This is a genomic window from Picosynechococcus sp. PCC 7002 (genome assembly GCF_963860125.1).
GTDB lineage: Bacteria > Cyanobacteriota > Cyanobacteriia > Cyanobacteriales > MRBY01 > MRBY01.
In genome coordinates, this window is sequence record NZ_CAWLFA010000001.1 from 2,806,947 (window position 1) to 2,832,951 (window position 26,005).

A 26,005-nucleotide genomic window follows, 5' to 3' on the forward strand; every position below is an offset into this window, starting at 1 on the left:
CATGACTACTTTCACTTTCTCTCGTCCCCAATCCCTCAAACTTGCTACCGCTGGTGCTTTCCTCGCTCTCGGTGTCCTAAGTATCGCTCAACCTGCTAAAGCCGATAATGTTTCTAGCAGCACAATGATTTCTAATCAAACCAGTGCCGCCGTCGGTGTGGGGAACTCCACTTCTAACACCATGGGCCAATCAAATTTCCAAAATCAGAGCGGCTTCTTTAGTGGTGGTAACAACGGCGCCCAGTCTACAATTGTCGGTTCCCAAACTGCCGTGGCTGATGGCTTTTTCAACAACGTCAACAACAACCTCGGTCAATCCAGCACCCAACTCCAATCCGACGCCTTTGGGTTCGGCAATAATGCCAGTGTCGCCCAGGTGGGTGCCAGCCAAACAGGCGCGGGGATTGGTTTCGGCAACAGCGTCAACAACAGCAGCTTCCAGAACAGCTTCCAAAACCAAAGCTCTATTTTTTCTTTCTAAGACCAACACCAGGGCAGTGGTTTAACCCAACTCTCCGTTCACAACTGCCCTGTTTTCCCCTGTTCCCTTCACCGAGGCCAAATCAATGAAAATTCTCTTTGCTGGTTCCCCCTTCTGGATTATCTTTACCCCTTCCTTACTTGTACCCGTGACTTCTATCGGGATGCCCGTCCAGGCCGCCTGTGTGATGACCGATGTGTCCCTCCAAGTGGCAATCCACGGTTCTCCAACTCCCGCTAACCAAAGTAACCAAGTCTTTATGGGTACGGGCAACCAACCCTGCTGGGGCAATACCACGACCAACACGAGCAGCCAGCTTTATGTCGGCTCTGGTAACGCCACCCAACAACGCACCAGTAGTCACTTTGTTGATGGCAATGGCGCGAGTCCCCTGGCTCCCTACGGCATCCAAAGTCCGACCATTGGCACCCAAATTAGTGTTCCCATTGATATCTATAGTCCCGCCCATGATCCAAATTTCATGGAGTCCCTGGGATTACCCCTCAGCCCTTAAATCGACCACTTACTTTTTACTCGCCCCCGGAGAAACCAACCATGTTTAACACAACTCACAAGCTCGCTGTTTTTGGTTTAACAATGTTACTGCCCCTTAGTTTTGTCCCTGGGGCGATCGCCGACGACTATCAACCCTGGCTAAGCGTAGAAGAGGCCAAAGAATTCTGTAATACCCAGGAAATGGAAGACATGACCCAGGTGAACAGTTTCCACAACGAGGCCACAGTGACCGATAGCACCAGCACCCCGGACAGTACCACAACCCAGCATATCGATGCCCAAAATACTGGTTGGGGCATGCAAACCATCGGTTCCATGAGTGCCAAGGATTGCTCTGCCGTTATCCAAGCAGAAGCCCACCGTTACGCCACCTACCAACAGCTAGAAAACGTGCGCTATGTGAATGACTCTAATTTGCGCCAAGGTCTTTTGGGGAATATGTTGGCTTGGTAACCGGTTGTTAAGAAAAAGCTCAATTAAGATGTATAGCGACAGGATAATGATACTTACAAAAACACCGCTATGCATTTTTGCTTGAATGGGGAACCCAAGGGGAGATCATGAGTTATCCGAAGCAGTACTGGCATCTATACCGCATCAGTCTCCAGCATCGCCAAGGATACCACTGGACACCGCTCCCGACCGCCCAAACTTGGTTAGAGACCACAACTTTTTCGGCTAACACTTTACCAGAGCAGCTCCTCCAGGTCTTTCAAGGCAACCAAGGGGAACCATATTATCAGGCATTAGCAGGGCTATGTTTACGGTGTTACGTCTCCCAACCGATTCTCCAAAGTTGCCAACGCCTCGCGAGTTTATTTAGTGCCCAACAGAATTTTTCTTACCAAGACCTTTTGCCTCTGGTGCTCCACGACGACGGCCAGAGGTTAATTTTGATCGACGAGGCCACGGACAGCAATCAAGTCCAACTCAACGAAGCGGCCCAACTTAGCCCCTGTCAGTTTCAGATTTTTGCGGTGGAAATTCTCCGCTCCTATGGGGCTCAACGGGAAAATAAACTCAGTTTGAAAAATTGGGCTTTTTTGAAAACGAAACAACATCCAGAGATTCGGGCTTTTTTAGCGGAATTTGGGTTTCAGCACCTCACGGATTGGGCCTTGTTAAACCGCGCCCGCAAAAGTCAGTTTGAGCAGTTAGTGCCTGCGGATCAATGTCTGCTGAAGGCTTTCCATGGGGTGTATCGTCGCGATCGCCGCCAACAGACGAAACAACGCACCAAATGCCAGACTCCCACGGAAGCACAACTTTTGGAAATGGATGCCTACTGCGTTGACCAGGGTTATCCGAGCCGCGCCCCGAAGTTACTCCTGGGGGATTTGCATCGCCTCGCGGAACAGTTGCGGCAGTATGATATTTGGCGATCGCGGGAAAGTTTAGAAACCTACGACGCCGACAGTGGTGACTATGCCCCCAGGCGGGATCTTCCCCACGAAAGCCTCGATGAAGGGAACCTCGAACAACGGGAGCTGATCCAATTTTTGCATAACCAATTGGCGATCGCCTTTGACGAGAGCCTCCAGGACAACCTCAAACAAAAACAACAAAAACTCGCCAAGAGCAAACGCTACAAACCTTTTGCTGATCGATACTTGCAAGGTCTTTTTCTCTATTACATCGAGGCCCAATCCCTCGCCGAAATTGCCCCCCAACTGGGCATGAGTAGCTGGGATCAAGCCCGCCGCATCCTCAATCCTGGGGATCTGCTGAATCAAGTGCGCCGCCAAACCACGGAAAAATTGCTCGCAAAACTCCTCGATCTCGCCCACCAAAAAGGACTGACTGGCCCAGAACCCGACCCAAACTACCTAAGTTCCCTTTGCCAGCAACTAGAACAATTTGTAGACCAAGAACTGTTTACGGAGGCCGCCGCTGAAATCCGCAGTGGCAAGAACCGTCGCTTTGACAGTGCCTACGCCCAAAAACTAAAGCATTACTTAACGAATGCCACCCCAAACTAACCCCTAATCTTGCTTGACGCCGAGGAGCCCCAAAATGTTCACCCAATCTGAATTCCGCCTACTGATCCCCGAAGAAATTACCCTCAGCGAGCTTGACTATGCCCTCGTCCAAACCTGGCCTGCTGGAAATTTGCCAGAAGCTGACCAGTGGCAAGCCTATCTAAACGGGCTGGGGTTAGTGGCCTTTGAAAATTGGCTTGGCGATCGCCTCCCAGAAAAACGTCGCCAGCGGGATCTCACTTATCTGTCCCAAGTGGCCTATGTGACCATAGGGGATTTTAAAGTTTGTCTCCTGGCTCAAAGCGATTACCTCGACGAACAGGTACTCTGGCCCCAGGAATATCTTGAACAACCGGAACTCGCCGCCCATTTCTACGGCATTGTCGAAGTAGATGAAGAAGCAGAAACCGTCATTTTACGAGGAATTAGTCGGGGCGATCGCCTCCAAACTGCCCCCAAACGGGATGGCCATTATTGCCTCAGCCTCGATCACTTTGATGCCGAACTGAACCATTTCCTCGCCGACTGCCGTTACCTTTCCCCGGCCGCTATTCCCCTCCCTGTGAATGTCTTCGCGGAACTGAAAGCCCAAGTCACCGAAACCGCTACCAAACTCGGCAACTGGTTTAATAATGTCCTCGACCAAGGTTGGCAGGCCCTCGATCAGTTGATGCTGCCTGAAGCCCAGCTCGCCTTTGCCACCCGTAACCTCAGCGAAGATATCCAAGCCGGAAAGCTTCTCGATCTTGGTTTGAGCCTGGGCAATGAACAGGTGGTTCTCCTCGTCACCCTTGCCCCCACCGACGAAGACGATAAAGTTCGCATCCAGGCGCGACTCCTCCCCTTTGAGGCAGAGTATCTCCCGGCAAATCTCAGTATTTCCCTCAAGTCAAAATCCGGCAAGGTGCTGCAAACGATCACCAGTCGCCAACAGGACAGCTACATTCAACTCAAACCCTTCAAGGGTGTTCCCGGTAAAGTATTTCAAGTGGAGGTAAGCGGCGATGGTTGCACCGTCAACGAAACCTTTGAAATTTAATTGGCTCAGTGATGCTAGCGTCACCATTTCCCTGGCCTTTGGTCGGGGGAGCCTCACCGAAGGGTTTCCGACAATCACAGCCCAGATTTGGGAGATGGATGTTCCTTTACCCCAGCAATTTGTCGGGCAACTGCCACCTTTCCCAGACCTGCTCAATAGTCTGCAGCAGTGGCAAACGGTTTATCTCGCCCTCGCCCAGCGGCTGCAATTGGGACGACAGCGACAGGCCGAGGGAATGCGCAGTTTTGACGATGATGACGATGATTTTGAGATCGAAGAAGACGCCGTTACCCATGTGTCCCAGGTCAGCTTTGAGGACTTGTCCCAGCGGCTCCAACGGCAACTGAATGAATGGCTCCTCAGCCCCGGATTTACGCCCATTGTCCAGGCACTGCGATCGCATCTTTCCCCAGAGATGCCCCTGCGGTTAATTTTGCAGACAGATGACCCACACCTGCACCATTTGCCCTGGCAGGGTTGGCAATTTTTGGTGGATTATCCCCTAGCGGAAGTGGCCCTCAGTCAGCCCCAGTTCTACCGTTTAAAGGAGATTACCCCCCAGAAAAAACGGCAACAGGTGCGCATTTTGGCGATCCTCGGTAGTAGCCAGGGCATCGATCTGACGGCGGAACAACAACAACTCTCTGAAATTCCCGATGCGGAGGTGCAATTTTTAACGCAACCCTCCCGCCAAGAATTTGATACGGCCCTCTGGGATGACCAGGGTTGGGATATTTTATTTTTCGCGGGCCACAGTCAAACAGAACAACAAACGGGCCGCCTCTATCTCCACGACGGGCCAGAACACCGCAGCTTAACCCTGGAGCATTTACAGGAAGGCCTGCGCACAGCTTTGGAACGGGGGTTGCAGTTGGCAATTTTTAACTCCTGTGATGGCTTGGGTTTAGCGAATAGTTTAGGTAATCTCCAGATTCCCGTGACCATTGTGATGCGCGAACCGGTGCCGAATCGAGTCGCCCAGGACTTTTTTCAGCGTTTTCTCGAAGGTTATGCGATCGCCCAACTGCCCCTTTATCAAGCAGTGAAACAGGCTCGACGTCAACTGCAAGGCCTAGAAAATGATTATCCTGGGGCTGCTTGGCTACCAATCATTTGCCAAAATAGCGCTTTATTGCCCCCCACTTGGTTGCAACTCGGTGGTTTGCCCCCCTGTCCCTATCGCGGTTTAAATACCTTCCAGGAACAGGATGCGGCGGTTTATTTCGGACGGGAAAGTCTGCGAGAAAAGTTGGTAGAACGGCTCCAAAGCCAACCGCTGTTACCGTTGGTGGGGGCATCCGGTAGTGGGAAATCATCCCTGGTGTTTGCGGGGATTGTGCCCCAGTTGCGACAGGATGCCCGGTACGATTGGGCGATCCAGGTGATGCGTCCGGAAAATGATCCTGTGGCAAAGTTGGCCCATGCGGTGGCGATGTGGCAGCCCGATATTTCAGAAACAAAATTGTTGCAATCCTTCCGAGGGGATACTCAAAGTTTAGGGACAGCGTTAGGACAAATTCAGCAAACCCAACCAAGGCAAACCCGCCGACTGTTGATCATCGATCAATTCGAGGAACTTTTTACCCTTAATCACCCAGAGGCACAGCGGCAATTTTTAGATCTGTTGGTGGCCGCCATCCAAGAAGCGCCCCAGTTTGTGGTGCTGCTTACTCTGCGGGCCGATTGTGTTGGGCCAGTGCTAGAACATCCCGGCCTGGGGAAACTCTGGCAACGCCATGAACCAGAATTTTTGCTGCCCCTTTCCCGTGCGGATCTCCAGGCGGCGATCGCCCAGCCAGCGGCCTTGATGGGCGTCCGGTTTGAGCCGGGTTTAGTGGAAAAAATAATCACAGAGGTACAAGACCAGGTGGGGAATTTACCCCTCCTCGAATTTGCCCTGACCCAACTGTGGCCCCACCAAGAGAAAGGTTGGCTTACCCATACCGCCTACGAAAATTTGGGGGGAATTACCGCCGCGCTCCGGGACTATGCCGAACAGGTCTATGGGAAACTCTCCGCTGACCAGCGGCCCCAGGTGCAAGCCCTCTTTTTGCAACTGATCCAAGTGCGGGAAGGGGCGGAGGCTACCCGACGGATTCTGCCGCAAACAGAAGTTAAAGCCTGGCCTCTCGCGTTGCAATTAGCTTCAGAACGGCTGTTGACGACGAACCGCGACCCGATCCGCAACACTGAAACTGTCGAAATTGTCCATGAAGCGTTAATTCGTCACTGGCAACGTCTCCAGGGTTGGATTGCCGACAATGCTGATTTCCTACGGTGGCAAACCCGTTTAAATAACGCCATTGAGCAATGGGAAAGCCACAACAACAGCGACGGTTATCTGTTGCGACAAGCGCCCTTGGTGGAGGCAGAGTTTTGGCTGGATAAAAGTCCCGATCGCCTCAGTGATGCCCAACGATTTTTTATCAACTTGGGTCTGGATTTGCGTACCCAAGAGGAAACGGCGATCGCCCTCAGGCAACAGCGAGAATTAGACCAGGAACGGCGGATCCGACGGGGAGCCCAAAAACTGGCGGTACTTTCTTCTGTGGCTTTGGTATTGCTCGGTTTAGCGGGGGGCTGGACTTGGTGGGAACGCCAGCGATCGCTCAGAATTATCGAGACGGTTTCGATTAATAGCTCGGCCACAACTCCGACCCTCCTCCGGGATTTACCCCGGTTTCTGACCATTGCCCAACGGCGACAAAATACGGGGGACTTTGATTTGGCGATCGCCTATTACCAGAAAATTTTGCAGGAGATCACCAAACTCCAGGCACGACCTGATTTAGCGGCGGCCCAGCAGCAGGAATTACAAAGCCTTGCCAGCCAAACAGAACAACAATTGGTTGCGCTGATCCAACAGCAAAAATTGCCCACCCTCGAAACCGCCCTCGCCCAGGGAGAATTTGGCAGTCTCAAGCCCGAAACTAACCTTTTAGATTATGAAGATCAATATACCCCTGGGGCATTACGGGAAACTTATGGCCTCCTTTTACGTCCCCAGGGAACAAACGCTGACCTCAACCAGGACGGGGAAATCAATAACCCGACGGAAGCCCAGCAACTCCCCTGTCAGCTTCTCCAAGACCTTGAAGCCCTCTGGCGTGACCACACCGATCAACAATGTGGTTTCTATGGCGATCGCTCCTTTTATGCCGCCCCGACCTGTGCGCCCCTCCAAGGCAGAACATTGACAGAAACGATTTTTGTGGGGGATTACGAGGCGATCGCCACGCAACTGAAAGCTTGCCAAGTGGCCCCAGAATCCGCCGATCCCTATGAATAATTTGACGCATTATTTAGCCAAACCATTGAGGAAAAATACCGTGAAGCCCCCAAAAATTGCCCTCCTGAGTAGCCTTTGTTGCCTCGGTTTTACGTCCTTGGCCGTGGCGACCTTGCCCCAAGCCAGCCAAATTGTCTCCGTGCGGGGCAATTACTTAATGATCCAACGGGGTAATCAACGGCCCAGCTTTGCCCGGATCGGCGATCGCCTCGAAAATCGTAGTCAAACTCTCCTTGTCCCCGGCAATAACTACTCCCTGGCGCGGTTGTCCTTTGTGGGTGGCGGCCAAAATTACGCTGGTTTAGCGGTGCAAGCTGGCCCCGATCTCCAGCAAACCCATTATCAATTTCCCTGTGTCGTCAGTCGGGGTAAAGTCACCCTCAGTTGGCGTCAGGGGAACAATCGCGGTTGTGAAGAAGGGATTTATCTCAGCCCCAACCGCAGCAATAAAAAAGGCTTGAAACAAACAGAAAAAGAAAAGGCGACGACAAAGGTTATCGAAGGGATCGTCATCCAGCCCAAGGACAGCAATGAAGTGATCCTCCAGGCCCGCACCCTAGGCGATCGCCAGATTGTTGATGCCCTAGTTGGCGAAATCACCCTCACTTCGGCGGCTCACCCCAGGGGATTTACGCTCCAGCCCGGCCAACGCTACAGCTTCGATGGGACGAACCCTAACGCCAGCCCCCAGGTAGAACCGATTAATGCGACGGCCATTCTCAATTCCCCCGAATTGCAAGAATTTCTCGCCCCCAGTAGTTGGCTTCCCCAAGAAGAAACCCTGGCCAATGCTCCGACTACCCCCAACTCCGGCTGGCCGATCCGTCCCCCCGTCCAGCAACCAACGACCGGAAATACCGCTGGGTCAAATAATGGCGGTTTCTGCGAAAACTACTTCACCGCTCTCCAAAGTTTTCTCCAGGAAGCCCAAACAATCGCGCCGGGAGCCTGGGACTTTACCAACAACCCCTATGCTTTTTTGGCGCAACCGGAGGCCAGTTGGCTAAACGATGTTAATGCTCCTGAGGGGCCACAACTGACGCGACTCCAGCAACGGGCCGAGGACTTTATCCGTGAGTTTGAGCGGTGTCAGTTTGCCTTACCGGATTTACCGACTGATCCCGAACCTGAAAACAATCCCAACGATCTCCCCCCCGAAAATCCAAATTCATCCCCGGAAATTTATCCCGATAGTCCTTCGTTCTACTAAAAAACTATGTTTAAGCCCATTACGTTATTGAATGTTGCGCTTCTGGGGCTTCTGGGTTTTACCCCCCTTCTCCAGGCCAGCACCCCCAATGCCAGTCAGATTGCTTCTCTCCAGGGCGATCGCCTCTTACTCCAAAATGGCAACCAACGCCCCAACCCAGCCCGCGTGGGCAATCGTCTGACCAACCAAAGTCAAGCCTTGATTGTCCCCGGCAATAACCGTTCCCTAGCGCGTCTTGCGTTCGTGGGCGGTGGCCAAAGTTACGATGGCCTCCTGTTACAGGCGGGGCCAGACCAACAACAAACGGAGTACCGCTTTCCCTGTGTCATTGTCGGCGGCAAAGTGACCCTCAGTTGGCGTCAGGGTAACAATCGCGGCTGTAAATATGGTGTCCATCTCAGTCCAGGACGGAGTTCAGCAGCCCCTAAACGACAGCAGAAATCCGGTGCTGCCAGCAAACAACTATCCCAGGATTCTTCGGAGATCAAGGAAGCCTCCCTCACCATTCAACCCCTGGGCAATGATCCAATTTTGCTCAGGGCCGTTGTTGACGATAATCTCCAGGCCGTTGAAACGCTCCAAGGGGAAATTTTGATTATTTCGGCCCAATATCCAGAGGGTTTGCGGCTCCGTAGTGGTGAGCGTTATTTCAATTTGGGTGACGGTCAAGATCAAGTGGAGCCTTTTAACCCCACCGAGGCGATCGCCAATTCCCCAGACTTACAGGAATTTTTAAACCCTGAGATCTGGCGCGAGTCCCAGTTACCGGCTCCCGTTTCCCAGGACATCGATAATCACCTGATCGCGTTTCGGGATCTCAATCAAAATACGGCCGCCACCGATACCCCGGACATGACCGACCTGAGTTTAGCCTGTCAAGCTGAGGTGGATTTTTATCTAGCCAACCTCAAAGCCACCATGGGCAATACCTGGCGGCCCCCCTATCCGCCGTCCCCTGGGGTCTGGCGCACTGAAGTTAACTATCTCCTCACGAAAGATGGTCGCGTCCAAAATCTCCAGGTGGCCCAGTCCAGCGGTGCCAACATTATTGATCAGGCGGCCCTAAGCCATGTACGTACCCTCGAACAGCGATTCGAGCCGTTCCCTAGTTGCTATCCCTACGAAACTTTGCCCGTCGATAACAACTTCACCGTTCGTTATCAATAGAGGCATTTGTCCTAAAAAACTGCATCAGTTCCCTAAGCCAGTAACTACTACCCTGCATCGAGCCAAGGTGATGATTCTCCCGCCCCCCTCGAAGCCGCTATTTTTACTGGAAGAACCTGCCATGTTGTTTCAATCCTCTCTCTACCAACGCCTCCTCAAGTCTGCAACGATTCCTTTTCTGTCTCTTTTGGTGATGGGTACCCCGGCCCCCGCTTTTGCCAACCCCCAAGGGGCGATCGCCGAGCCTTCCCTTGAAGTCCAATTGCAACAACTCAAAGCCCGCCTTGCTGGTCTCGAAGCCCGCACTGGCAGCACCGATACCACTACCCAAACCGTTGCCGCAGCACCGATTAACTCTTCCCCGAATCATCAGTCCCCTACGCCGACGACCCTTGCAACGCCTCCCGTCACTCCCGCTGCCCCCACTTCCCTGATGGCAAAACTCAGCCCCGCCAGTGCCATTTTGGTGAACTTTCCCAGTGCTGTCGTTGTCGATGTCGGCCAAAAAGATGACTATCCTTTGACCCTGCCGTTATTCCAAGACCTCCGGAGTGCATCGGGAGAACTGCTTGCCCCAGCAAATACCCCCATTACCCTACGGGTTAAACCCCATAAAGATGGCGCAATCCTCGTTGCTGATTCGATTATTGTCAATGGCCAAGTGGTGAATATCCAGGCCCAAAGTAGCACGATGATTCCTGGCCGCACCGTCACCCAGCGCACTGCCCAAGAAATGGCCAAGCAAAACAGTGCCGTTTGGGGAAATCTCACCACCTCTTTGGCTGGGGCTGCTGGCACAAGTATTGGTACCCAACAACAGTTTGGTTTCCTCGGCGCGGCAGTGGGGATTCTCTCCGGTATGGGTTCCCCTGATGACCTCCGGATCGTCGAAATTCCGGCTGGCTCTGTCCACCTCCTGCAAGTCCAAGCCCAGAATTAACTCTGGTATCACTTCCAGCAAGACAAAATTTAAAGTTTTAACGGGTAAAGGGTTTGGGAATCACCTTTTACCTTTTTCTATGGTCACAAACAAGCTTGATCTAAGACACCATCGCCAGGAGTCGTTCAGCAACGGTTTCAGGAACGGGCATCACAGAAAGACGATTACCCCGCCGCACCACGGCAAATTCTTCGGGGGTAAAGCTGGCCTTAAGTTGATCCAGGGTGATGATCTCGGCAAAGGTTTCTTGGTAGCCCACTGCGACGGTGTACCAGCGGGGTTTTTCTGAGGTCGCCTTGGGGTCAAAATATTTACTTTCCGGGTTAAATTGGCTCGGATCCACGAGGTTTGTTTGGGTGACGCTAGCAAGGCCGACGATACCGGGGGATTTGGTGTTGGAGTGGTAAAAAAAGAGGCGATCGCCTTTTTCCATTTGCTGTAAAAAATTCCGGGCTTGATAGTTCCGCACCCCATCCCACAGTTCTGTTCCATCGGCAGCCAGATCCGCCAAACTATATTCACTCGGTTCTGATTTGATTAACCAATAGCGCATGGATGCAGTGATGACACGAAAAAACAATGGTAAGAATCACATTTACTGTAGCGTGTTTTGGCCAGAGAAAAGGACAATTTCTCGGGGGGAAATTTGGGTTGCATCGACGCTAAAGTGTAATCTGGAAAAATGTCATCCGTTTCTCAGCCACTCGATTCTAGTGCGTTTGCCAGTTGATCTATGAAAAGCCAAGCCGATCTTTCCGCGCTTCTGTTTGCACTCGACAGCCGGGGATATAAGGCCTACAAACAGATAAAAGGGGAGTACAGCTTCCCAGACTTCACACTGATCATTGACTACGTCCAAGGAGATCCCTTTGCGGCTCCGACCCAATGCAGTGTAATTGTCTCCCAGGCGATCGCCCAGTTTCCCCCAGCCCTCTACAACAGCCTCAGTCGCGAAATTGCCCTACGGGATTACCTCACCAGGCAGTTTTATCAAGTGGCCAAAGACTTTAGTGGCTTTCGGGGGACAGGCAAAAGCGGCTTGATCCAAGGGGTAGAACCCGCCCAGGAAGTGTTAGAACGAACCGCTGTATTTATTGATGACCAAGACTTGGAAGTACGTTTTTGGGTGGGCTTACCCGCTAAGGGACGGTCGATTTTAGGTCGCCAAGCAGAGGAAATGCTGTGCTATGACTTACCCCAAATTGTGCAAAAGTCCTTACTTTTTGAGAATCTCAACGCCACTGCCCTGAAAATCCACGTCGAAACCAGCGAAGATGCTGACTGGATCCGCAGTGAACTCCCCAAACGGGGTCTTGTCACCTTCATTGCCAATGGCGCAATCTTACCCAGACAGAGCGGTGTCGATGCCCATCCTTTAACAGAAAATGTAATTCCCTTCCAGAGTCCCCCAGAACTGACAGTAAGCTTTGACTGCCCAAACCATGGCCCGATCACAGGAATGGGGATTAAACAGGGCATCACCCTGATCGTTGGGGGCGGCTACCATGGCAAATCAACGCTGCTCAAAGGAATTGAATTAGGCGTGTATAACCATCTGCCGGGGGACGGGCGAGAATGGGTAATCACTGATGCCAGCGCCGTAAAAATTCGCGCCGAGGACGGACGCAGCATCGCCAGTGTTGATATTTCGCCGTTCATTAACCAGTTGCCCCAGGGCCAATCAACCCAAACCTTTTCGAGTAATAATGCCAGCGGCAGCACCTCCCAGGCCACCAACATTATCGAAGCGTTAGAAGTGGGAGCAACGGCTTTACTGCTAGATGAGGACACATCCGCCACGAATTTTATGATCCGCGATCGCCGCATGCAACAGCTCATTCACAAGGACAAAGAACCGATTACCCCCTTTGTGGATAAGGTGCGCCAACTCTACCAGGATCATGGGGTTTCAACAATTCTCGTGATGGGTGGTAGTGGCGATTATTTTGATGTGGCCGATACGGTGATCGCCATGGATAATTTTCAACCCCAGGATGTCACCGCCACCGCTAAACACATTGCCGCCAGCCACAAAACTGAAAGACTTCTAGAAGGGGGCACACAATTTGGCACCATTACCCCCCGTGTTCCTGCTGCCGAGAGCATTGATGCCAGTCGGGGAAAACGGGCCGTCACCATTAAAGTGCGGGATACCAGTAGCCTTGGGTTTGGTACCGAAGACATTGACCTCAGTGCCGTGGAACAGTTGGTTGAAACGACCCAACTGCGGGCGATCGCCCTTGGTATTCTCTACGGTCGTGATCGGTATGGCCAAGATAATCTCACCCTTACAGAAATGTTGAACCGGGTTTTAGGCGACATCGAAGCAGAAGGACTTGATATTCTCAGTGAATATCCCCAGGCCGATTTGAGCTATTTCCGCAAATTTGAACTGGTGGCGGCCCTCAACCGTCTGCGATCGCTAGCCATTGTCCCCCAGGTGACAACATAAATTTTTCTCTCAAAGCCCTGGGATTTCCCCGATGGAATGACACACTGGAAGGAGAAAGGCACTGCTCTTGTTGTCACTGTCGGAGGACACTGCTATGTTACCGACCCCATCTGCCCAAACCACTACCCCTGGGCCACAGACGACGGCGATTCAAAAAATTCTCGTGGCCCTCGACTATCGCACCGAAGATCCCAGCATCTTTGCCCAGGCCCTCAATTTCGCCGAAAAATTCCAAGCGGCCCTCACCATTTTTCACTGCGTCCAGCCCCAACCTGTGGCGATGCCCGAAATCGGCTCCCTCGCGGCCTACGGAGGCATGATCGATTCAACGGCGATCGCCCTCCAAGAAGAACAATTCCATCAGCACCTCACCAATGTCGATCATTGGCTCCAAAGCCTCGCTCACCAAGCCCGCCACAAAAAAATCCCAACCACCATCCACCAACAAATTGGCGATCCCAGCGAAACCATTTGTGCGATCGCCAAAAACCAACAAGCCGACCTAATTATCCTCGGACGCCGGGGTTTAACGGGCCTAGGGGAAGTCTTTTTAGGGAGTGTCAGCAGCTACGTACTCCACCATGCACCCTGTTCCGTTCTGGTCGTGCAACATCCCCAAACTCCGGAAAAATCCCCTAAACACCGCAAGTAATCGTAAATCCCTTTACATAATTTGCTTGAGAAACGACACATCCGCATCACCAAAATGCACACTGAGGGCAATGTGGAGGTTTTCTAAGGATTTGATCAACCAAGGTACCCCCTCTTGGGATTGGGATTCGTAGTGGCTGAAGAGAATTGAAAAGCGCCTTTCGAGGTGGGGTTTCGCCTTACCGCACATCAAGACCAACTTCAGGAGCAATGCCACCGTCACCGTCGGGCCAAGGTTCGTGATCATATCTACAAAAACGTAATGCTCCGGCCGCTGGGGACTTTCCACAATGAGATAATTGAGCAGTTGACTGGCCGTACGCATCATCAACAACTCATTGGGTTTTTGGTGATCGTAGTTCGGCAACATGGTTTGCAGCTTTTGGTAGAGCCTCTGGTTAAACTGCAACTTGCCATACTTTTGATCGACGCTAGAAATTAAGTAGCTAAATAGCTCATGCTTAAAGTCTTCGTAGGAGAGAATTTCCGTCGTCCGGCGTAAAAAATATTGGGATAAGTCCCGGTAGCTGTGGCCCCGCTCCGGTTTCCCCACAAAATATTTCAGGGCCGTTCCCAACTCTCGCTCCGTGAGTAGGGTAGGATTTTGCACCCCCTGGAGCATTTGTTTAGCATCCTGAATCGAATGCTTACGGCGAGCTAACTGAGCCAAACGCACCTGATACATGACATATTTAGAAAGGTCTAACTCAAAGGCCCGTTGAATTCTCGCTTGCACCTGACGGACGGTCTGCTGGTGTTCAAAGCTGCTATCTTCACTGAGCAGGCAGTGTTCATACAGATAGGGATAGCGTTGAATTAATTGGCCTACCGAAACGCTTTGGTCATTCCAGGTAAATTTCTTTTTACTGTCGTCGTCTTCTACCACCCGCGCCAAACGTTGCAGGGTGAGATATTGTTCGGAGGTACTAAAGTCCGCCACTAATTGGCGATGTAATTTCGTCAGGCGGGGCGTCGAAAGGCTCGGCGGCGGGATAGAGTCAAACAGTTTAACCAACCGAGGGATCGATTTTTGAAGCTGGGGGTGGATTTGCCAGCGGTTGATAATGATGTGGCAGCAGCGGTTCAGAATGAATTTAAAATCTTCTTCGACACCGGGGGTTTTGAGGATAGTGATTAGGGCCTGGTGTAGTTCGGGGGTCGGCGCTTGGCGTCCTTCAAGGAGAAATTGCTTGAATTCTTGGAGCAGCTCATCGGGGGTATGGCTCTGGACGGCGTGCATCAAATAGTCATATAGCTCTTGTTCGGCGGAATTGGTTTGCCGGAGATAAGAGGCGATGGGAGTTACTTTCGTCACGCTAATCGAGGAACTGGGTAAGGGATAGGCTGATTACAAGGCGAGGGACGACAGAGGAGAGCTATTAGATTTAGGGGAGACTGATTTTTTTCTATCTTAAGTGGCAACTGAGGGGAAGAGGCGCGGCTTTTTGTGTTTTCTTAGTAAAGATCAAGGCTACGGTTGTAAAAACGGGTCTTGGGAGGGTTGAGCTTTGCTGCGGCTATTTTCTCTGATTTTACTAGGCTTCTGGGGTTTGGTTGCTAATTTTGTCACAGGGCATCTCTTTATAATGTAGGCGATCGCCGCCCCGACGCTGGTGACAAATATCACTAGGGGCGACCCAAAATCCCGTAAGATTGCCTAGGAAAGTTTGTTGTGGGGTTACTCAAGTCATGGGGATTGTGTTGATGTTGTCTCAGTTGACGGCAATCTTGGGGGAAAATTTACGGCGATCGCCCCAACAGATTTCCCCTGAACCTGCCACCGGCGTTTCGACGGACACTAGAGACTTACAGCCGGGCAATGTGTTTGTGGCCCTCGTGGGCGAGAAATTCGATGGCCATGATTATGTTGACCAAGCACACCAGGCCGGGGCGATCGCCCTCATTACCAGTCGGCCCCTAGAGACGGATTTACCCCAGTGGATCGTCAACGATACCCTCCGAGCCTACCAAGATTTAGGGGCGTGGTGGCGGCAACAGGTCAATATTCCGGTAATTGGGATTACGGGTTCCGTGGGGAAAACCAGCACCAAGGAACTGATTGCGGGGATTTTGGGCACCCAGGGCAAAGTTCTCAAAACCGAGGCCAATTTTAACAACGAAATCGGCGTACCCAAGACCTTATTAAACCTGACCCCAGACCATGATTTTGCTGTGATTGAAATGGCGATGCGGGGGCCAGGAGAAATTGCCCGACTCGCAGAAATTGCTCAACCAACGATCGGCATTATTACCAACGTCGGGACAGCCCATATCGGTCGCCTCGGATCACGGGAGGCGATCGCCAAGGCCAAATGCGAACTGCTCGAATTTATGCCCAAGGACAGCGTGGCGATGCTCAACGCCGATAATGAGTTACTGATGGCGACGGCGGCGACGGTTTGGTCTGGGGAAACCCTCAGCTATGGCTTTAGCCAGGGGGATCTAACCGGGGAATACATCGCGCCGGATCAAGTCAAAGTGGCCGATCAAGTATTTCCGGTGCCCCTGGCGGGTCAGCACAATGCCCTTAATTACCTGGCGGCCCTGGGCGTGATGCAAGTGCTGGGTTTTGGTTGGCAGGGTTTAACGACGGAAATTTCCCTGGCCATGCCCAAGGGGCGATCGCAGCGCATTGTGCTCCCCAATGACATTGTGCTGTTAGATGAAACCTACAATGCGGGGCTAGAGTCGATGTTGGCGGCCCTCGATCTGCTAAAACAAACCCCCGGCGATCGCCACATTGCCGTGCTGGGGACGATGAAGGAACTGGGAGAATTTTCCGAGGCGCTCCATACCCAAGTGGGCGAAAAGGCCCAGACCCTCGGTCTCGATCAGCTCTATGTGTTGGTGGATGACCCCGAAGCCCAGGCGATCGCCGATGGTGCCCTAGGGGTGCCGAGTCTTTGTTTCCCCGACCACAGGAGCTTAATTGAGCATTTACGGGCAAATATGCAACCCGGCGATCGCCTTTTGTTTAAAGCTTCCAATTCCGTGGGCCTCAGTCGCGTGGTAGAAGCCTTACAACAGACATATTCTGCCTAAATAAACACAGGGGGGCGGTTTTGCAGACCTCTGCCTGCTTATTTCCTCGTTGGGGAAGGCTAAAAAGCCTCAAATTGCTGTTGCATCGACTGAATCACATCGGCCCCCAACAGCGCCACAAATACCCCAAAGCTCAACAGACTTAACAGCAAAATTTGCACCCGCAACAACGTAAAACGGCGGGACAGTTCCCGTTGGTAATATTGGCGAATTTGACTAAAACTGAGGGGCAAGGTGCCGGCTATTTCCCCGGAGCGAATGATTTGGCGCACCATCGGCGAAAAATAGGGGACGATCGCCGTCGTTAAATCTGTGCCCCGGCGCACCTGGGGTTCAATGCGTCGGCAAATGGTTTGGAGGTCTGGATCTGGAAATCCCTCAGCTAACCAGGCGATCGCTGCCGTTAGGGGCAAACCACAATCCAGGGGCAACTGGAGATAACCCAGATGAATCAGCATCTGCAACCGAGTAATGTTTCGCAGCGGTGGCACCCGCCGTAAACCGAGGCGCAGCGGTTCCCAGGTGATCGCCCCATACAGAAAAACCATTAAGGCGATCGCCGTGGTCAAGGCCGTCGCCCCGAAGTCTCCCGCCAGGAGTGAGCCCCCCAGCAGCAGATAAATAACCATCACCCAAGACCAGACCATGACCAGCCCCCGCAGGAGTATCCCTCGGATTAAGCGCCGCCGTTCTGCCATCTCCACCAAGGTATCTGACACATCCCGGCAAACGCTCACCAAGGCCCCACTGGTTTCGGCAATCTCCAGGAGGGCGATCGCCCAGGCCGAAAACTGCGATCGCACCGGTAGCCAGCTTTCCCGGAGACCATGGCCCCGCTCTAATTGCAAAATTACCCCCTGCCAAGGCTCCCGTGCCCGCCGGGGAATTTCCCCCATGGCTAAGGCCACCGCCTGACCCAAGCCCATACCGGCCTTGAGGGTCGCTCCCAACTGCCGAAAAAATAACGCCTGTTGCTGTTCTTTCATCGCAAATTATCTCTCTGCTGCACCATCGCAATCTAACCTCCCAGTACCGATAAGTATTTCTTCTTAGGTTTTCTGGCGATCGCCCTACCCATGCCCGTAGGCTAATGCGATAATTCACCATAGTGACGCCAGCCAAGTTCATAACCCTTTAAGTAAAACAAAAATTCCATGATGCAAGCCCGGCACCTTTCCCCCAAGCACATTCTTCTTAGCCTCCTCGTTATTCTCATAACAACGCTATCCCTATGTGTCACCCCCGCCTGGGCGAGCCTCAACGATGATCGCTACGATGGCAATGTTTTTGTTCTTTACGCAGGCAATGGTTCCCTCGTACCGCCCCGCCTCTCCCTCCAAGAAACTAGGGAACGGGAACTTCCCGCCATGTTGGTTTTTTATGCCGACGACAGTAGCGACAGTAAGCGTTTTGCCCCCATTGTCTCCGAAATCCAGTCCTACTACGAAAAAGTGATCAGCATTATCCCCGTGGCGATCGACTCCATTCCCCAGAAAAAACGCTACAGCAAAGACGAAGTCGGTTATTACTACGGCGGAAAAATTCCCCAAACCGTCATCCTCGATGCCAAGGGCAAAGTCATTTTTAATGAAGTCGGCCAGAGCGATTTTAACGATATCGACAATACCTTCCGGAAACTCTTTGACTTACCACTACGGGAAGGCGAGAACCTCAAAAAACCGATCCAATCCTTTAACGAATACAACTCCGGTTTCGCCCAATAACCACTACTTTTTCCCATAATCCAGTTCCTAGAGAATGAGCCAAGCGCTGATTCTCTTTTTTTATGTCCTGGTTTCACCTCCCCAGCCCAGGTAACTTTTCCACAACAGAAGCCCATCAAGACAAACGACCTGCGCTAGCCTGAAAACAAATCCTGCTTATATTTACTCAACAACCATTGAGGCAGATTCCAATGAACCCTTTAGTATTTATCATTTTGGCCCTGGGTGGTTCCGCTGTTTTTGGTTCCGTCAAGATTGTCAACGAAAAAAATCAATATTTAGTTGAAAGCCTCGGTAGCTATAAAAAAACCCTTGAACCGGGCTTGAATTTCGTCACCCCTTTTATCGACAAAATCGTTTATCGCGAGACCATCCGGGAAAAAGTTTTAGATGTCCCCCCCCAATCTTGCATCACCCGTGACAACGTTTCCATTAGCGTGGATGCGGTGGTTTACTGGCGCATTGTCGATATGTACAAAGCCTATTACAAGGTAGAAAATCTCCAATCGGCCATGGTGAACTTGGTTCTCACCCAAATCCGCTCGGAAATGGGCAAGCTAGAACTTGATGAAACCTTCACCGCCCGCACCGAAATTAACGAGCTCTTGCTGCGGGAATTGGATATTTCCACCGACCCTTGGGGCGTAAAAGTCACCCGGGTCGAACTGCGCGACATTGTACCCTCTAAGGCGGTGCTGGACTCCATGGAGCTGCAAATGGCCGCTGAGCGGAAAAAACGGGCCGCAATCCTCACCTCTGAAGGGGAACGAGAATCGGCGGTCAACTCTGCCCAGGGTCGTGCTGAGTCCCAGGTATTGGAGGCCGAATCTCAGAAAAAAGCAGCTATTCTCCAGGCAGAAGCGGAAAAAGAAGCAATTATTATGCGGGCGGAGGCGAAACGCCAGGAAGAAGTGATGCGCGCCCAGGCTTCTGCCCAAGCGATGCAAATTGTCGCCCAACAGCTCAAAACCAATCCTGCCGCCGGTGAAGCGTTGCAGTTTATCTTGGCCCAGCAATACCTCGAAATGGGGCAAACCATTGGTAGTAGCGGCAGCAGTAAGGTGATGTTCCTCGACCCCCGCAATATGATGTCTACCCTAGAGGGCATGAAATCGGTGATTGGTAATAATGCGGATATTGCCGCTTTAGACTTGGATTTAGACCAACTGGATCGCCACCAGGCCGGTTAGATGCATTGCGGTTTGAGATAAAAAATAAAAACCTAAAAATCATGCTGAAAATCCCCCTGCATCCACAAGGGGATTTTGTGTTTCATAAGAGATCTTAAGCGAGGTTCCCTTAGGCGGCGATCGCCATTTCTGTTTCTTTTTCCTTAGCAGCCATACTCAGGAGCAAATCTAAAACGCGATTGGCATAGCCCCATTCGTTGTCATACCAGGCCACTACCTTAAAAAAATGCTCATTCAGCGCCATCCCAGCCCCGGCATCGAAAATGCTGGAATGGGGATCGCTGGTGAAGTCTGTAGAAACCACATCATCTTCGGTGTAGGCCAAAACGCCTTTTAGCTCACCATTGGCCGCCTCACGCATCGCGGCACAAATTTCCCCATAGGAAGTAGGTTTTTCGGTGCGGAAGGTCAGATCAACCACGGAAACATCAGGGGTCGGCACCCGCATCGCCATCCCGGTTAAACGTCCGGCCAACTCTGGTAAGACCAAGGTCACTGCCTTCGCCGCGCCAGTGGAAGCCGGAATAATATTTTGACCTGCGCCGCGACCACTCCGATTGTCTTTTTTATTGGCTCCATCCACAGTGGGCTGGGTCGCTGTCATCGCGTGGATCGTCGTCATCAACCCCTCTGCTAGGCCAAAGTTATCGTGGATTACCTTGGCAATAGGGGCGAGACAATTGGTCGTACAACTAGCGTTGGACACAATGCGGTCATAGGCCGGGGAATAATCATGGTGATTTACCCCAACCACAAAGGTAGGAATGCGCTGGGGTTCGCTGGTGGGCGCAGAAACAATTACCCGCTTGGCCCCAGCTTCTAGGTGCTTGGAGACGCCGACAAAATCCCGGAAACATCCAGTAGATTCAATCACATAGTCAACGTTCAGTTCTTCCCAGGGCAACATACTGGGGTCTTTGACCATCGTGCAGCGGATAAACTGGCCATTTACGTAAATACCATCGGCGGTGGCTTCGATGGTCCCCGGAAAACGACCATGGGTAGAGTCATATCTGAGGAGATAGGCAATCTTTTCCGGGGAAATCAGATCATTGATGCAAACAAAATTGAGATTGGGGTTGTGGAGGGCAGCACGGAAAACGAGGCGGCCAATGCGGCCAAAACCATTGATTGCGAGATTGAGAGAAGCCATATATTTGTGCGTCAGTCCAACTGGATAGAACTGGGTAGGTTGGTTACGGCCCCATTCTAGGCAGTGAATTTAGGTCGGCTGAGACAGCTCAAAGAAGTATAAAGTTACGAAAAATTTTCTTCTTTTACGAAGGGTATGGGCAGATGAACTTTAGTAACGCTAGTGGGAGGATTGCCGTGGCGATCGCCTTTTTTGCTGCGATATGTTTCGGGGATCGCTCCAGAAAAAACGAATGCCGCCCTGAGATCCGATGTTGTCATCGCCAGTTCATGACATCCAGAAGTTGCGAAACGTAAAGGCTGCCCGAAAATCTCGACAAAGGGGGCGATCGCTTAAAATTCTGTAAAGCTTCTTCGAGAAATCATGTCTGGCCCCTGAACCAAGGGGTTACACTAGAGGGCAATCTTGCTGGACTGCTTACTGAGCTTTGGTGGTGCTAGTCCTCGGTTTTAAAAATTTTTTTATATTAATATTTCCGCCGTTAAAAAACTATTTTGTCTCCCCCGACGCTAATATGCCAGCCCCCTTGCCCATTGCCATTGAGCCCTTTACTTGGTCTAATCTCGACTTGCAGCAGACCTTTCAGCTGATTGATCGCTATTTGCCCCTGAATCTTTGCCGTAATCACGAAATTCTACCCCTCACCCTCCAAGATCGCTGTCTCACCCTGGGCATTGTCGATCCCCAACGCTCAAGCGTCGCGGCCATCGTCAATAAACTGCTCAGTCGCGGCGGACTGCAACTCAAAGCCCAAAAGCTTGATCTCAAAACCTACCAGCTAATTCTGTCTTCTTACCTGAATTACCATCAAAGCAAGCAAAAATCTCCGCCCCAACCCAAAACGTCCCCAGTCCCTGGCCGAAAAAACGCCCCCCTGCCAATCTCAGAACGGGCGACCTTAGTTATGGAGGATGGGCCACCACCCATGCCGTCATCTGTTTCTAATGATGCGGATCAAGACACTGCCGTGTTTTCTGGGGAGACAACGACTCTACAGATGCCGGTGAATAATGAACTGTCCGAATTTTTTAGACATGTGCCGGCGGTGGTGATTCCCAAGGGGCCAGTACAACTGCAAGCGTCACCGTCTGCTACGGCGAATGATGCAGGGGAATTGCAAATTTCACCGCAATATCTCAACACTCCCCTCGAAGAACTCAACCACTTATCCGCGTCGCAACTATACCAAGAACTGTTGGGCCGCATTTTAACGGAGGGTATTGGCCGCCTCTATTTTGAAAACCACGCCCGGGCAGGCCGCATTTTTCTCAGTGAAAGTGGTTTGATGAAAGGGTCATTGTCCGGTATTCCCCAGGAAACATTCCACGGCATCCTCGATGAATTTAAGCGTCTGGCCCACCTGCCCCCAGGGCCCATCGACCGACCGAAAAAAGTGGAAATGGAGCAGTACTATCAAGGCGAGCGAATTTTGCTGCGGCTGCGGGTCATGCCGGGACAGTACGGTGAAGAGGGTACCTTGCAAGTCTTACGGGGTCAAGCACTGGCGTTTTATCAACAGCAGCAGATGGATGAACTTGGACAAGAGGCCATTGAAGCGGCCCAACGCCTAGAACGGAAATTGCGCCATATTTATCTGCGGAGCCAAATTAATCCGGCTCCCCTTAATGCTTTGGATGAATTGTATGGTTTTTGCGATCGCCTCCGAGAACAGCTTGATAATCTGAACAAGCCCCAATAACAATCTTTGATTACGAATCACGGATTTGTTGACGATACCAGTGACGGAGAATCTCTGGATCAATGCCGAGATGATAACCGAGAAGCATTTTTTGGTTAATCCAAGTGGTGCGCCACAGACCCAGTCGCTGCCATCTGCGAGCCGAAGTTTGTACAGGTTGGCTTGTCAGACGAATCTTGCCCCGTTTTCTCAGCCGTTGCATTAGCTCATAGTCTTCCATAATGGGAATTTCGGCATAACCCCCCAGGGCTTCAAAATCCTGACGCCGCAAAAAAATGGCCTGGTCACCGTAGGGCAAAGCCAAAAGTTGCGATCGCCATTGCACCAACTTTTCTAAGGCACGAAATCGCCACCGGGAATCGGCAATTCCTAAAGGAAAGGCTCCAGCCACCACTTGGGAATCCGCCAAGGTCTCTGTCACAAGGGCAGCAAAGTCCTGGGGTAATTGGGTATCGCCATGGAGAAACAGAAAAATGTCTCCTTGGGCGATCGCTGCCCCTCGATTCATTTGTTTGCCGCGCCCCCCACTGGTTTGACAAAGGGTCACCGGAAACTGACGTACTAGATCACAAGTCGGATCCTGACTGCCCCCATCCACAACAATAATTTCTAAAGGATTGGGAACTTGGAGCAAAGATTGTAAACAAGAGACAATACCAGCTGCCTCATTTAAAACAGGCATAATCACTGAAATCATGATTTCTAAAAACTTGAGGCCCCAATATTAGGACGCACCCGTAACCGCACAAGCACCGCCGTAATGTTGTCATGACCATTGCGTTCATTAGCCAGGGCAATTAAGCGATGCACCCCTTCATCTAAATTGGCCCGGGCACTCAGGAGGGGGAGGAGCATTTCTTCCCAGGTCGTTTCAATTAAGTCATTGTCCGATAAGCCATCGGAACAGAGCAAAAACAGACTATCTTCGTTCACCTGGAAAAAATTAATATCCGGCTCCACAAAGCTATTTTCCCGGGGGCCAATGGCCTGGGTCAGTTGGTAGGCATCGGGCCTCCCATAGGCAATCTCTGGGGTGACGCCCCGATGTAATTCTCGCTGACCCACCTCATGGTCAACGGTGAGTTGTTCGAGATTTCCTTTGCGGCTCACACGATAGATGCGACTGTCTCCCACATGGGCGATCGCCACCTGATTGTCTTGAACCAACATCAAAACTAAGGTGGTGCCCATGCGCCCGCTCCCAGAACGGGAATTTTTCAGGTTGATATTGTAAACCGCCTCATTGGTCTCCCAAATGGCCTGGCGCATCACGGCCTCATCCGGTAACTCGTCCTGCCAATGCTCTTGGAAAAAAGCTTGAATCGTTTCCACAGAAAGGGCACTGGCCACTTCCCCCGCCGCATGGCCGCCCATACCATCACAGACCACATAAAAGCCGCGCCCTTGAATTTGTCTACCCAGGAGATTTTCCTGCTTTTCGATGCGGGTACGCATACCAAAATAATCCTCGTTGTGATCCCGCTCTTGACCAATATCCGTGCAGCCCGCATCGTCTAAACTCACCAAATTCATCGGTAAGACCACCGTTGAGGCTTCCTCTTCTTCTGGGAAATCCAAGGGTTCAAAGTCCCCCGAGGCGATGCTCCCTCCAGAATGTTCAATCTGGGGTGAGTCTTCTGTTTCTGATCCAGAATTGGCCGTTGCTGTCTCTCCGTCCGGGGTTTCTGCGAGATCTTCTGGGCCTAAATCAGCCGACAACAACACATCATCCAGGGTGGTTAAATCCTCTGGCTGTAATTCGATGGCTTCTAACTCTCCCTCCACTTCCCCATAAAAATCATCGGTATTTTCTGGGGCGAGGGCACGGAGGGCTTTTTTTAGGCGGGAGACGGTATCTAAACCACCAATTTGGGCCGTTTCAGTCAGCTCATAGAGGGGTTGCCACTCTGGTTGTGCAGATAGGTGAAACAAATCTTGCCATAGTTGAGGCAGTCGCTGCAGTGCCGGGAGATGGTCTGGATCATCCTGGAGGAGTTGTCGCACCACGAGGCTTTGGTCTTCGTCGAGGTATAAATTTATTGGTTCAAGGATAGTTTGGCAACATTGGAGGGGCACCAATTCTCGCCATAGCTGCACCATCTGAAAACACCATTGCAGCAGTTGTTCGTAGAGGGGGGTTTGTGCTTGGCAGTAGGTTTTTAAGGGCGTGAGGGGCTGTGGGCGTTGCTCAAACAGCAGCACTTGATATTCTGGTTGACGCCAAGCTTCCTGGAGTTTTGGCACCGCAGAAAAATTATCTTGCAGGCTGAGATACTGACGGGCGATCGCCGGAATTTCTTTATCTTGCCAGAGGTCGGGATCAGCGAGCTGGGTGGGATCGGTTATTTCTAGCTCTTGGAGGGCAGTTTCTAAAATTGTTGGGGTTTCTGGGGCTGTATCGATCACCGTGAGCCAAGGAAATGTTTCGGCCCGTACCGTTGGGCGATCGCCCAGGCGATAACGACCCGCTTCATCAAGGGTTTCTCGTGCTTGGCAAGATGCCGCTTCAGCGTCCAGGATCAAGGCTGTGAGAGGCCGACTGACCCACCCTTGGCAAGATTCACATTGCTCTTGCTGTAACCGTACGGGCGTTTCACAGTGGGGACAGGGCCTCGTCAGAGAGCTTCCACAATACTGACAGAAACGATTTTCTGGTGGGTTTTCTTGGGTACATTGGGGACAAACAACCATGGTCACAGGGGCCTTCTGGATGGGGGTGACCCGCGAAGCTTAACCTAAGCTTGTGGGGGAGAAACCTGAATTTAAAAACAGTTTGGGTGTTTTAGGAACTTTTGAGCGGCGACGGGCCATGATGGGCTTCAACGTTATAGAAACAACATTGGGGAGTAGCTTTTGCCCGCAAGCACAACTGACTCCCCAGCGATAAATAGCTACATTTTCATGTTGGCCGCCTCAATCGCGCCTAGGTAGATTTTTTCGGGGCGAGGATCATCATCATGTTACGCCCTTCTCGTTTGGGTCGCTGTTGAATTTCACCGACTTCTTCGAGGTCTTTGGCCATGCGATCTAGCAGTTTTTGGGCAAGGTTGGAGTGCTGGATCTCCCGGCCCCGGAAGGTGATCGTTGCTTTGACTTTGTCGCCTGATTTGAGGAAGCGCTGGGCACTGTTTACCCGGACTTGGTAGTCATGTTCCTCAATTTTGTAACGCATTTTGACCTCTTTGAGATCCGCATTGTGCTGTTTCTTTTTGGCTTCTCGGGCGCGTTTTTCCTGCTCGAATTTGTACTTCCCGTAGTCCATAATCCGGCATACTGGCGGCTTGGCGGTTTCGCTGACGAGGACAAGATCGAGGTCTTCTTCTTCGGCGATCGCCAGGGCCTCGGCGGGGGTCATGATGCCAAGTTGTTCCCCGTCTCCACTGATGACTCTGATATTTGGAAAACGAATTCTTTCGTTAATTTTCGGGAGGTCACGTTTTACGCGTCTTTTATCTTTCACAGGCTATGCGTTG

The 26,005-nt window shown here is 51.8% G+C and carries 23 protein-coding genes; 15 read left to right on the forward strand and 8 right to left on the reverse strand.

The annotated features are described in order from the left end of the window. Position 1: 1 nt before the first annotated feature. The 9 genes from AACQ84_RS13475 to AACQ84_RS13515 all read left to right on the forward strand — a co-directional run bounded on the left by AACQ84_RS13475 (position 2) and on the right by AACQ84_RS13515 (position 10,621). Positions 2 to 481 carry a hypothetical protein gene (locus AACQ84_RS13475; RefSeq protein ID WP_012308273.1) on the forward strand — a complete coding sequence of 160 codons (480 nt, stop codon included), beginning with the start codon at positions 2 to 4 and terminating at the stop codon, positions 479 to 481. A gap of 85 nt (positions 482 to 566) precedes the next feature. Further along, on the forward strand, positions 567 to 995 hold the full coding sequence (locus AACQ84_RS13480; protein WP_012308274.1) for a hypothetical protein: 429 nt from the start codon (positions 567 to 569) through the stop codon (positions 993 to 995). 41 nt (positions 996 to 1,036) lie between these two features. Next, complete coding sequence (locus AACQ84_RS13485; protein WP_012308275.1) at positions 1,037 to 1,450, forward strand: hypothetical protein; 414 nt, start codon at positions 1,037 to 1,039, stop codon at positions 1,448 to 1,450. Between the two features lie 107 nt (positions 1,451 to 1,557). Beyond that, a complete protein-coding gene (locus AACQ84_RS13490; protein ID WP_012308276.1) occupies positions 1,558 to 2,976 on the forward strand; it encodes a hypothetical protein in 1,419 nt (472 codons plus the stop codon). 34 nt (positions 2,977 to 3,010) lie between these two features. Continuing rightward, positions 3,011 to 4,015 (forward strand): DUF1822 family protein, encoded by a 1,005-nt coding sequence (locus AACQ84_RS13495; RefSeq protein ID WP_012308277.1) that lies wholly within the window; start codon positions 3,011 to 3,013, stop codon positions 4,013 to 4,015. Further along, positions 3,981 to 7,304: an nSTAND1 domain-containing NTPase gene (locus tag AACQ84_RS13500; protein ID WP_083764474.1), complete on the forward strand. Its 3,324-nt coding sequence runs from the start codon at positions 3,981 to 3,983 to the stop codon at positions 7,302 to 7,304. Before AACQ84_RS13495 ends, AACQ84_RS13500 begins: the two co-directional genes overlap by 35 nt. Positions 7,305 to 7,344: 40 nt before the next feature. Then, complete coding sequence (locus AACQ84_RS13505) at positions 7,345 to 8,514, forward strand: hypothetical protein (RefSeq protein ID WP_012308279.1); 1,170 nt, start codon at positions 7,345 to 7,347, stop codon at positions 8,512 to 8,514. Positions 8,515 to 8,520: 6 nt separating this feature from the next. Then, on the forward strand, positions 8,521 to 9,681 hold the full coding sequence (locus AACQ84_RS13510; RefSeq protein ID WP_012308280.1) for a TonB family protein: 1,161 nt from the start codon (positions 8,521 to 8,523) through the stop codon (positions 9,679 to 9,681). 121 nt (positions 9,682 to 9,802) lie between these two features. Next, a complete protein-coding gene (locus tag AACQ84_RS13515; protein ID WP_049761665.1) occupies positions 9,803 to 10,621 on the forward strand; it encodes a hypothetical protein in 819 nt (272 codons plus the stop codon). Between the two features lie 100 nt (positions 10,622 to 10,721). Here AACQ84_RS13515 and AACQ84_RS13520 read toward each other — a convergent pair whose 3' ends face one another. Continuing rightward, positions 10,722 to 11,174 carry an EVE domain-containing protein gene (locus AACQ84_RS13520; protein WP_012308282.1) on the reverse strand — a complete coding sequence of 151 codons (453 nt, stop codon included), beginning with the start codon at positions 11,172 to 11,174 and terminating at the stop codon, positions 10,722 to 10,724. A 180-nt stretch (positions 11,175 to 11,354) separates the two neighbouring features. Between AACQ84_RS13520 and AACQ84_RS13525 the strand changes: the two genes are divergently transcribed. Continuing rightward, positions 11,355 to 13,073 carry an ABC-ATPase domain-containing protein gene (locus tag AACQ84_RS13525; protein ID WP_012308283.1) on the forward strand — a complete coding sequence of 573 codons (1,719 nt, stop codon included), beginning with the start codon at positions 11,355 to 11,357 and terminating at the stop codon, positions 13,071 to 13,073. Positions 13,074 to 13,167: 94 nt separating this feature from the next. Further along, positions 13,168 to 13,725: a universal stress protein gene (locus tag AACQ84_RS13530; RefSeq protein ID WP_012308284.1), complete on the forward strand. Its 558-nt coding sequence runs from the start codon at positions 13,168 to 13,170 to the stop codon at positions 13,723 to 13,725. A 12-nt stretch (positions 13,726 to 13,737) separates the two neighbouring features. Here AACQ84_RS13530 and AACQ84_RS13535 read toward each other — a convergent pair whose 3' ends face one another. Continuing rightward, positions 13,738 to 15,039, reverse strand: coding sequence for a hypothetical protein (locus AACQ84_RS13535; RefSeq protein ID WP_012308285.1), 1,302 nt, complete (start codon positions 15,037 to 15,039; stop codon positions 13,738 to 13,740). A 374-nt stretch (positions 15,040 to 15,413) separates the two neighbouring features. Here AACQ84_RS13535 and AACQ84_RS13540 point away from each other — a divergent pair, with 374 nt between their 5' ends. Next, on the forward strand, positions 15,414 to 16,766 hold the full coding sequence (locus AACQ84_RS13540) for a UDP-N-acetylmuramoyl-tripeptide--D-alanyl-D-alanine ligase (RefSeq protein ID WP_041443659.1): 1,353 nt from the start codon (positions 15,414 to 15,416) through the stop codon (positions 16,764 to 16,766). Between the two features lie 59 nt (positions 16,767 to 16,825). Here the strand turns inward: AACQ84_RS13540 and AACQ84_RS13545 are convergent, their stop codons facing one another. Then, positions 16,826 to 17,752, reverse strand: a complete 927-nt coding sequence (locus AACQ84_RS13545; RefSeq protein ID WP_012308288.1) for a type II secretion system F family protein — start codon at positions 17,750 to 17,752, stop codon at positions 16,826 to 16,828. Between the two features lie 171 nt (positions 17,753 to 17,923). On the opposite strand from AACQ84_RS13545, the gene AACQ84_RS13550 reads away from it, so the two are divergent. Next, positions 17,924 to 18,490, forward strand: a complete 567-nt coding sequence (locus AACQ84_RS13550) for a thylakoid membrane photosystem I accumulation factor (RefSeq protein WP_030007378.1) — start codon at positions 17,924 to 17,926, stop codon at positions 18,488 to 18,490. A gap of 191 nt (positions 18,491 to 18,681) precedes the next feature. After that, positions 18,682 to 19,680, forward strand: a complete 999-nt coding sequence (locus AACQ84_RS13555) for an SPFH domain-containing protein (protein ID WP_012308290.1) — start codon at positions 18,682 to 18,684, stop codon at positions 19,678 to 19,680. 109 nt (positions 19,681 to 19,789) lie between these two features. Here the strand turns inward: AACQ84_RS13555 and gap are convergent, their stop codons facing one another. Both gap and AACQ84_RS13565 read right to left on the reverse strand, forming a co-directional pair. Further along, positions 19,790 to 20,833: a type I glyceraldehyde-3-phosphate dehydrogenase gene (gene gap, locus AACQ84_RS13560; RefSeq protein WP_012308291.1), complete on the reverse strand. Its 1,044-nt coding sequence runs from the start codon at positions 20,831 to 20,833 to the stop codon at positions 19,790 to 19,792. A 104-nt stretch (positions 20,834 to 20,937) separates the two neighbouring features. Then, a complete protein-coding gene (locus AACQ84_RS13565; protein ID WP_012308292.1) occupies positions 20,938 to 21,093 on the reverse strand; it encodes a hypothetical protein in 156 nt (51 codons plus the stop codon). 254 nt (positions 21,094 to 21,347) lie between these two features. Here AACQ84_RS13565 and AACQ84_RS13570 point away from each other — a divergent pair, with 254 nt between their 5' ends. Continuing rightward, a complete protein-coding gene (locus tag AACQ84_RS13570; protein WP_041443661.1) occupies positions 21,348 to 22,532 on the forward strand; it encodes a hypothetical protein in 1,185 nt (394 codons plus the stop codon). 10 nt (positions 22,533 to 22,542) lie between these two features. Here AACQ84_RS13570 and AACQ84_RS13575 read toward each other — a convergent pair whose 3' ends face one another. From AACQ84_RS13575 to infC, 3 genes are all read right to left on the reverse strand, one after another. Beyond that, positions 22,543 to 23,229 (reverse strand): TIGR04283 family arsenosugar biosynthesis glycosyltransferase, encoded by a 687-nt coding sequence (locus AACQ84_RS13575; protein ID WP_143589406.1) that lies wholly within the window; start codon positions 23,227 to 23,229, stop codon positions 22,543 to 22,545. Positions 23,230 to 23,234: 5 nt separating this feature from the next. After that, complete coding sequence (locus AACQ84_RS13580; protein WP_012308295.1) at positions 23,235 to 25,223, reverse strand: serine/threonine phosphatase; 1,989 nt, start codon at positions 25,221 to 25,223, stop codon at positions 23,235 to 23,237. Positions 25,224 to 25,455: 232 nt separating this feature from the next. Then, the gene (infC, locus tag AACQ84_RS13585; RefSeq protein ID WP_012308296.1) at positions 25,456 to 25,992 is read right to left on the reverse strand and encodes a translation initiation factor IF-3; all 537 of its coding nucleotides are present in this window, start codon (positions 25,990 to 25,992) and stop codon (positions 25,456 to 25,458) included. Positions 25,993 to 26,005 lie beyond the last annotated feature (13 nt).

What these genes read in the sequence shown, in the direction of transcription:
- AACQ84_RS13475 (WP_012308273.1), top strand. Translation starts at nt 2, where the DNA reads ATGACTACTTTCACTTTCTCTCGTCCCCAATCCCTCAAACTTGCTACC.
- AACQ84_RS13480 (WP_012308274.1), top strand. Translation starts at nt 567, where the DNA reads ATGAAAATTCTCTTTGCTGGTTCCCCCTTCTGGATTATCTTTACCCCT.
- AACQ84_RS13485 (WP_012308275.1), top strand. Translation starts at nt 1,037, where the DNA reads ATGTTTAACACAACTCACAAGCTCGCTGTTTTTGGTTTAACAATGTTA.
- AACQ84_RS13490 (WP_012308276.1), top strand. Translation starts at nt 1,558, where the DNA reads ATGAGTTATCCGAAGCAGTACTGGCATCTATACCGCATCAGTCTCCAG.
- AACQ84_RS13495 (WP_012308277.1), top strand. Translation starts at nt 3,011, where the DNA reads ATGTTCACCCAATCTGAATTCCGCCTACTGATCCCCGAAGAAATTACC.
- AACQ84_RS13500 (WP_083764474.1), top strand. Translation starts at nt 3,981, where the DNA reads ATGGTTGCACCGTCAACGAAACCTTTGAAATTTAATTGGCTCAGTGAT.
- AACQ84_RS13510 (WP_012308280.1), top strand. Translation starts at nt 8,521, where the DNA reads ATGTTTAAGCCCATTACGTTATTGAATGTTGCGCTTCTGGGGCTTCTG.
- AACQ84_RS13515 (WP_049761665.1), top strand. Translation starts at nt 9,803, where the DNA reads ATGTTGTTTCAATCCTCTCTCTACCAACGCCTCCTCAAGTCTGCAACG.
- AACQ84_RS13520 (WP_012308282.1), bottom strand. Translation starts at nt 11,174, where the DNA reads ATGCGCTATTGGTTAATCAAATCAGAACCGAGTGAATATAGTTTGGCG.
- AACQ84_RS13525 (WP_012308283.1), top strand. Translation starts at nt 11,355, where the DNA reads ATGAAAAGCCAAGCCGATCTTTCCGCGCTTCTGTTTGCACTCGACAGC.
- AACQ84_RS13530 (WP_012308284.1), top strand. Translation starts at nt 13,168, where the DNA reads ATGTTACCGACCCCATCTGCCCAAACCACTACCCCTGGGCCACAGACG.
- AACQ84_RS13540 (WP_041443659.1), top strand. Translation starts at nt 15,414, where the DNA reads ATGGGGATTGTGTTGATGTTGTCTCAGTTGACGGCAATCTTGGGGGAA.
- AACQ84_RS13545 (WP_012308288.1), bottom strand. Translation starts at nt 17,752, where the DNA reads ATGAAAGAACAGCAACAGGCGTTATTTTTTCGGCAGTTGGGAGCGACC.
- AACQ84_RS13550 (WP_030007378.1), top strand. Translation starts at nt 17,924, where the DNA reads ATGCAAGCCCGGCACCTTTCCCCCAAGCACATTCTTCTTAGCCTCCTC.
- AACQ84_RS13555 (WP_012308290.1), top strand. Translation starts at nt 18,682, where the DNA reads ATGAACCCTTTAGTATTTATCATTTTGGCCCTGGGTGGTTCCGCTGTT.
- gap (WP_012308291.1), bottom strand. Translation starts at nt 20,833, where the DNA reads ATGGCTTCTCTCAATCTCGCAATCAATGGTTTTGGCCGCATTGGCCGC.
- AACQ84_RS13565 (WP_012308292.1), bottom strand. Translation starts at nt 21,093, where the DNA reads ATGACAACATCGGATCTCAGGGCGGCATTCGTTTTTTCTGGAGCGATC.
- AACQ84_RS13570 (WP_041443661.1), top strand. Translation starts at nt 21,348, where the DNA reads ATGCCAGCCCCCTTGCCCATTGCCATTGAGCCCTTTACTTGGTCTAAT.
- AACQ84_RS13575 (WP_143589406.1), bottom strand. Translation starts at nt 23,229, where the DNA reads ATGATTTCAGTGATTATGCCTGTTTTAAATGAGGCAGCTGGTATTGTC.
- AACQ84_RS13580 (WP_012308295.1), bottom strand. Translation starts at nt 25,223, where the DNA reads ATGGTTGTTTGTCCCCAATGTACCCAAGAAAACCCACCAGAAAATCGT.